We start from the raw sequence: 6,980 nt of genomic DNA, 5'->3' as shown, positions 1-6,980 counted from the left end.
AACCTCATCTATGTTGAGAACTGTAGTTTTTGCCCTCACCCTAAATCCCTCTCCCTACTTGGGAGAGGGACTTATTTTTGGCTCCGCTTCTGGCAATATTGGGAGAAGGGGCTGGGGGATGAGGGCTTTTTCTGTTCATACGGAAAGAACTACAGTTTTCAAGGTAGACGCGGTTTAATACTAATTTAAATAATTAAAGCTCCCAAATTCTAATTGACTTTGGGAGCTAATAATTTTAAGTTCACCGCGACGCCGTTTTACCTAAGTTTATGACCTGGGTTTATCCAGGTGGGAACCTAAATTCCTCGTTTAAAGTTTCCGGGTACATGCCCGGTTTACTGCCACGAGAACAGTTGACTCCCTTGTCATTAAAGGCATAGATCAAAAAACTTGATGGCAGTCACCAACGTCGTAGTGCAACTCACTCATTATAGCTTTCAAAAAGATGTTGTGTGTCAACATCGAAATTTTCTGATCAATTTATCTGGGATACCAGATAGATTCTATGGTGTGGGCGATGCCGTTGGCGATGGCAGTTACCGATTCTCTATTTTGGTTATCCAGCAAAACGGTGACATGTCCTAACTTTCGCCCAGGACGTGATTCTGTCTTCCCATACCAGTGAACATGCGCCTGGGGAATCTCCGCTATTTGTTGACGCTGGCTTTGGTAGTCGCTGTGAGAATTTTCATACCCCAGTAAATTCACCATCACAGCGCCAGCATACTGCAAAGCTGGATTTCCCAAAGGTAAACTACAAACGGCTCGAAGGTGCTGCTCAAACTGCGAAGTTTCGCAGGCGTCAATAGAAAAATGCCCAGAATTGTGGGTACGGGGCGCAATTTCATTTACCAGGATTTTGCCATCAGCGGTGAGAAATAGCTCAATTCCAAAAATTCCCACTACTTCTAGGCTATTTAATAGAGTATGTGCGATCGCTTGAATTTCTACTACTTGATTGGGCGTAATCTCGGCTGGCGCAATCACCCGCCGACACACTTGTTGTTCTTGTTGGGTTTCTACCACTGGATAAGTGACAATTTCTCCCTCTGTAGAACGAGCTGCAATTACTGCTAGTTCTCTTTCAAAAGGGATAAATTTTTCTAACAAGAAAAGTGGTTGATTTAAAGTTTTTGTTGTGGTTTCATAACTTAGCTTTTGTTCTAAAGTAACAAAATCCGGAATTATGAAAGTACCCTGACCGTCATAACCGTGGCGTCGGGATTTGAGGACTGCTGGAAAACCCAGATATTCTATTTTTGATTTGAGATTTTCCACCTCGTTAAGGGCGAAAAATTGAGGAACTGGCAATCCCAAATCGCTTAAATAGCAGCGTTGATGATATTTATCTAAAAGAGGAGCCAAAGCTTCTAATCTGGGACGGAAACAAACATCTTGCTGTGCTAAAAGAGATAAAGCTTGCAGGTTAACAAATTCGTTTTCAAAGGTGATGACATCGCATTTTTGAGCTAATATCTCTGTCGCACTTGCGTCATCTACTGGAGCGAAAACAGTTTCCTGGGCAATGGACACGGCCGGGTCGTGTTCACTAGGAGTTTGTATTACTAATTCTACTCCTAGCTTCTGTGCTGCATCCGCCATCATCCAGGCAAGTTGTCCGCCACCAATTACACCAACACGTTTCATTGACATCCTAGAGAATCACGAGTTTGCACGCCTGTTTTGGAATTCACACCACTGGCTTTCTGGCACAGTTCTTTGATTTGTGCCCTATCCAAAATTGCATCAGTAAAATCTGCACCGTCTATATTCACATTATCAAAGATGGCACGCAGCAAAAGAGCTTCTTTGAAAACTGCATCGCTCAAATCTGCCTTAGTCAAGTTTACCTGATCAACCATTGCATTAGTTAAATCCGCTCCGTGGAGATTTGCTTTTGTCATCACCGAAGCGCTCATGACTGCTCCCCGCAAGTCAGCGTTTGCAAAGTTAGCCAGTTCCATATTGGCGTTAGAAAACTCCGCAGCTTGCAAACTGTCACCCGAAAAATCACGTCTTGATAACTCTGCATTGCTAAATGACAGTGGATGAGTCCAATCTACCGCCAGTGCGGGATCAGCCACGCACCATATAATAATCCCTAGAAGGAACGCCAACGCTTGCCGCCAAAACATATCGAGAGCCAATTTGGTGTCTAATCGCTGCATTTAATTACCGCATTTGAATATTAGCAAGATATGAGTCATCCTAATTGAGACTCACAGCCTTGCTACTGGACTTGGGGGATATGTATTTCCCTTGCTTAATATTTTGTAACGCAAAAAGGACATAGGCATAGCCCGTCGTAGACATCGCTGCTCACCTTGAGCAAAATTATCCCTGGCACTCAATATATCAAGAAATTTATTACTAAATACTGATGCAAATAACTAAGTAATAGTTGTTTTTGACACCAAGTAAGCTTGAGCATAACCTATCTCTGTTGATGAAGGTAAAAATTAAAATTCCTAATTCTAAAGGAATGGTTTGGCTCTAGAAAGCGATGTCTAGGACAGACTATGCCTACACTCGTTGATTTGTTCACAGTTCTTCATTTTTAGATTTTAATTTTAGGATATAAAGAGTTTTATTAAGCAGTAATACTCACGGACTTGTTTATAATTCTTGACTTTCAACTTTTCAAGTAAAGTTTATTGTCTTTTAAAGTAAACAAACCCTATCGACTGCTAATCTTTTAATTAATGAAAGCATGGTTTGAGCCTAATTATATGTGTCTCAACTGCTTAACAAAGCTTAAAAGTTGGATAATTAGCGTTAATTTTATAGCAATTAATTAGTTATTCAGGAATCTCTAAAAGTTTATCTTCACCAAGTACACAACTTCCACAAACCGAATTCCGAAACCCGATGATGAATCATTACTCACTTCAATGGATTGAGGCATGGTGCCAAGAAAATGGCTGGACAGATTTATTTGTCGAGCGACGTAACAACTTCTGGGCTTTCCCTCCGGGTGGGGTAATGCCAGAACCAATCCCAGTTAATGTTCTCAAATTGATTAAAGCTGAAAAGGGATTGACTTTTGAAGAACGATTGTGGTCGATGTCCGCAGTAATTGGCACAATCCTAGCTGTTCTTTTTACCTTTTGGTTTCAGTCGCCGATGCCATTAGTTTTAGCTTTCGCTTTTAACGCCGTTACGGTGGCTCAATTTGAACTTGAAGATGCCTAAATTCTTATTTTGGGCTTTGCTATTAAAAACTGCTCTTGTCTACTTTCAGCAAGAGCAGTTTTTAATTTCAGAAAAAGAGACGAAATCACCACAGTTTCAGCTAAAAATTATTTAGTTATACCAATTACCTGTGAGGTTGCATAGAACAAGAAGCTTAAGCCCCTTGTTTGAATACACTTGGGTTAAGGCTAAAACTTCTTATCAAGCTTGTAATAAACATTTGCTGAATGCTACCTTCTACAAGGTGACACAGGATTTGGAGTGTTTTTTTTAACCATGAAGCGTAGACACAAAGTAGCTTATAGCTTAACATCGCTGATCAGTCTCAATTTAATATCCACCTTAGTTGCATTTGATGGGGCGATGGCTGCGCCAACGTCTCCGACGAACGCAGCGCCAACACCTTCGGTAAACGCCACACCACCGAGAACCCCAGATAAAAGTGTCGATTGCGAGATTTTAGTTGTGGGTGGTGGACTATCTGGCGTCGCCACAGCTTACGAGGGGTTGCTAGCAGGACGAACGGTTTGCCTCACGGAAATTACTGACTGGCTAGGAGGACAAATTTCTGCTCAAGGGACATCTGCGTTAGACGAACGACCAACCCAGCGAGCTCTCAAATTCTATTCTCGCGGCTACCTAGATTTGCGAAACCGGATTGGGCGCAAATACGGTAAACTTAACCCCGGTAATTGTTGGGTAAGTGAATCCTGCTTTCTTCCCCGCGATGCTCACACTATTTTGACCCAGATGCTTAAAGATGCCGAAAAGCGGGGCAAAGGGAAGTTGCAATGGTTTCCCAACACAGTAATTAAGGATTTGGAAATCGCTGCTGATGGCAAAATAATTAATAGTGCGATCGCTATTCAACATCAACCACCAAAAGGCGCACCACCTCTGAATACTTTTACCTTATCTCAAAGTATTGAAGATTCTTATAGCTACGAAAACTCATCTCGGTTTACCAAAACTATTCTCCGTTTTATCCCCAAGGCAGGTAACGGGGATGCTCCTAAGTGGTACGTCGTAGACACTAGCGAAACTGGAGAAATTATCGCCCTTGCTGATGTTCCCTACCGATTAGGCATTGATGCCCGTTCCTATCTGGAACCTTCTGCTTCCAGCACCAACAACGACCCATATTGCCCTCAAGGCTTTACCTACACCTTTGCAATGGAGGCAACCAAGGAACCGCAACCGCATGCGATGCCCCCATTTTATTCACAATATGCCCCATATTTCAGCTATGAATTAACGCGACTGGCTAACTTTGATTTGGTTTTCACCTATCGGCGCATTTGGAGTTCAAACAAAGGGAAACCAGAAAAATTTGGCGGTATAAATTTTACTGCTCCTACACCAGGGGATATCGCCATGCAAAACTGGACTTGGGGTAACGACTACCGCCCAGGAACTGCTGCTGATAACCTGATTTACAGTCGCCAACAGTTAGAAGCTACTGGGCAGTTAAAACCAGGGGGCTGGATGGGAGGACTGCGAACAGAAACCCTCCGCAAAGCTGAGGAAAATGCTTTATCTTTCTATTACTGGTTGGTAGCTGGAACTACAGATTCCCAACTGGGGGAGGGTGTCAAGCAGCAGCAACCCAATAACCGCTTTGTTTCGGGTTTAAATTCCCCGATGGGGACAGTACATGGCTTATCGAAATATCCTTATATGCGAGAAGGACGGCGCATCATTGGCCGCCCCAGTTGGGGGCAACCCGAAGGCTTTGGTATTTGGGAAATTGATATTTCTCGCCGAGATTACAATGATGAATATTACTCCAAGACTCTGCCAGCAGATATGTATCGTAGACTACGAGCAGCACTTGCAGGTTTGGAAGCAGTATCAGTAATTGACGGTAAAGTTTCACCAGACAAAGCAATGCGGCGGACTCGTTCTACCGTCTTTCCTGATGCTGTGGGTATTGGTCACTACGCTATAGATTTCCATCCTTGCATGGTGAATAGTCCTCCAGAAGCCCCTGGTAATACTGAACATCCAGGTGAAAGACGTGGTGCAGGCCAAGCTTATCCCTTCCAAATTGCTCTGAGGGCGATGATTCCCCAGAAAATTGACAATTTGCTGGTAGGAGGCAAAAGCATTGCTACTAGTCATATTGCTGCTGCGGCCTATCGAGTCCATTCCTTTGAATGGTCATCTGGCGCAGCTGCGGGAACTGTTGCTAGTTTTGCCATCAAAAATGCGATCGCACCTTACCAATTAGTCGATGACTTACCCAAACAAGAGCCACAACTGGAAGCACTCAAACGGCTTTTGCAACAAAATGGTAACCCCACAGCCTTCCCAGATACATCTATTTTTAACGAAAACTGGGATAATTGGCGGTAGAGCATTGGGCATTGGGCATTGGGGACTGAATTCTTTCCAATACCCAATTCCTTACTCTAAACTCTAAACTCCTAACTCTAAACTCCTAACTCCTAACTCCCTAGTCCCCAAACAATGGACTAAACTAGTTGTTTGTAGTGTAGTTTTGTAAAATCCTCTTGACCAATTGTTCTATGGTTACGACACTTTCAGCAGATGTTTACGGGATGGCCACAGCACCAACTATAGCTCCTGAACGGTCTAATCAAGTTACCCGTAAGACTTATCCGAATTACAAAGTGATTGTATTAAATGATGATTTTAATACATTCCAACATGTAAGTGAATGTTTGATGAAATATATTCCGGGGATGAGTGGCGATCGCGCGTGGGATCTGACTAATCAGGTACACTATGAAGGTCAAGCGATCGTCTGGGTCGGTCCCCAAGAACCTGCGGAACTTTATCATCAGCAGCTGCGCCGAGCAGGTTTGACAATGGCACCTCTAGAAGCAGCTTAATCATCATGGGCAAACCCACCGTAGATCCCCTTCAGACGGCTTCGCAAAAAGCTGGCAGACTGGTTTGGAATCACTCGACACACCTTTCTGGTCTGATCCCAATTTTAGAACGTCTTTGTCAGATGGATGGCATCCAAACGGTGACACCGGGAGTGATTGGGCGGTCAAAAGGTCATTGTCCAAAAATGCAACTGCGAATCTCAGTACCGATCCGTGGGGGCTATAAAGTAATCGCACGACAGGGGAAGACGGTACAAGAGGTGTTTATTTTGACTCCTTTGGCGCAGTCAGAACTGGAAACAGCATTAGCGATCGCTATGAAATGCTAATCATGTCATTTGTCATTTGTGCAAAGCTAATGACCAATACAACTCTTCTCTACGAGAGGCTGCGCCAAGGAGAGGCTGGCGCTCAGGGCGTAGCTATGCCGCAGGCTTTACGCCTACTTCGACTCCGGCTCCATCGAGCGACTTGTGTAGAGCGCAGTCGTTGGCGCAGCCTCTCGAAGAGAAGCAAGCCGAGATGCTCAGTACAAGTCTCCAATCCCAATAACTATTCCTCAACCCGGTGGACGGCAAATTTGTGTAGTGGCAGACTAACAATGCAAGAAAAAGTTAAGAAATATGACAGAGCCGTAGTTATTCTCAAAGTCATGAGTATAGATTCCCAGTCAGGTATAACTATCTTCTCTATGCCAAAGGCTACACAGTAAACTAGCCAATAAGTAAAGCTCATTCTAAACAGAATCTGCTCTGTTTCTTCTATATCATTTTTTTGCTGCTTGCCGTCCCACAGTAATATCAGTCCAATAATGCAAGCTACAAAGGAAACAGCAACTACAAATTCGTGACAAAATATATTTAACGAATGCATTTGTGTTTATCCCCACATTTTTCAGTTAAAATTCAGTCTAAAGGAATATTCCTTGCAGAA

Annotated in this window: 7 protein-coding genes and 1 other RNA gene; 4 read left to right on the top strand and 4 right to left on the bottom strand. The window is 43.4% G+C overall.

All coding sequences use genetic code 11. The features are described from left to right. Positions 1–237: 237 nt before the first annotated feature. The 3 genes from ssrS to Q0541_RS07160 form a co-directional block, all read right to left on the bottom strand. Positions 238–421, bottom strand: a non-coding RNA gene (gene ssrS, locus Q0541_RS07170) — 6S RNA. Positions 422–480: 59 nt separating this feature from the next. Continuing rightward, complete coding sequence (locus Q0541_RS07165; RefSeq protein WP_298907544.1) at positions 481–1,647, bottom strand: 5-(carboxyamino)imidazole ribonucleotide synthase; 1,167 nt, start codon at positions 1,645–1,647, stop codon at positions 481–483. Continuing rightward, entirely contained in the window at positions 1,644–2,135 is a 492-nt protein-coding gene (locus Q0541_RS07160; protein ID WP_298907551.1) for a pentapeptide repeat-containing protein, read from the bottom strand. The genes Q0541_RS07165 and Q0541_RS07160 overlap by 4 nt, the downstream gene beginning before the upstream one ends. Positions 2,136–2,868: 733 nt before the next feature. Here Q0541_RS07160 and Q0541_RS07155 point away from each other — a divergent pair. The 4 genes from Q0541_RS07155 to Q0541_RS07140 all read left to right on the top strand — a co-directional run bounded on the left by Q0541_RS07155 (position 2,869) and on the right by Q0541_RS07140 (position 6,376). Further along, positions 2,869–3,192 carry a hypothetical protein gene (locus tag Q0541_RS07155; protein WP_298907541.1) on the top strand — a complete coding sequence of 108 codons (324 nt, stop codon included), beginning with the start codon at positions 2,869–2,871 and terminating at the stop codon, positions 3,190–3,192. A gap of 276 nt (positions 3,193–3,468) precedes the next feature. After that, the gene (locus Q0541_RS07150; RefSeq protein WP_298907539.1) at positions 3,469–5,547 is read left to right on the top strand and encodes an FAD-dependent oxidoreductase; all 2,079 of its coding nucleotides are present in this window, start codon (positions 3,469–3,471) and stop codon (positions 5,545–5,547) included. Between the two features lie 173 nt (positions 5,548–5,720). Then, positions 5,721–6,047 (top strand): ATP-dependent Clp protease adapter ClpS, encoded by a 327-nt coding sequence (gene clpS / locus Q0541_RS07145; RefSeq protein ID WP_298907537.1) that lies wholly within the window; start codon positions 5,721–5,723, stop codon positions 6,045–6,047. A gap of 5 nt (positions 6,048–6,052) precedes the next feature. After that, positions 6,053–6,376: a DUF2103 domain-containing protein gene (locus Q0541_RS07140; RefSeq protein WP_298907535.1), complete on the top strand. Its 324-nt coding sequence runs from the start codon at positions 6,053–6,055 to the stop codon at positions 6,374–6,376. A gap of 223 nt (positions 6,377–6,599) precedes the next feature. Here Q0541_RS07140 and Q0541_RS07135 read toward each other — a convergent pair whose 3' ends face one another. Further along, positions 6,600–6,920: a hypothetical protein gene (locus tag Q0541_RS07135; protein ID WP_298907534.1), complete on the bottom strand. Its 321-nt coding sequence runs from the start codon at positions 6,918–6,920 to the stop codon at positions 6,600–6,602. Between the last annotated feature and the right edge of the window lie 60 nt (positions 6,921–6,980).

This window comes from uncultured Nostoc sp., from assembly GCF_937863485.1.
In the GTDB taxonomy this organism is placed as follows: domain Bacteria; phylum Cyanobacteriota; class Cyanobacteriia; order Cyanobacteriales; family Nostocaceae; genus Nostoc.
Note: the sequence above shows the minus strand (reverse complement) of the source record. Positions and strands in the feature narration are given on the sequence as shown.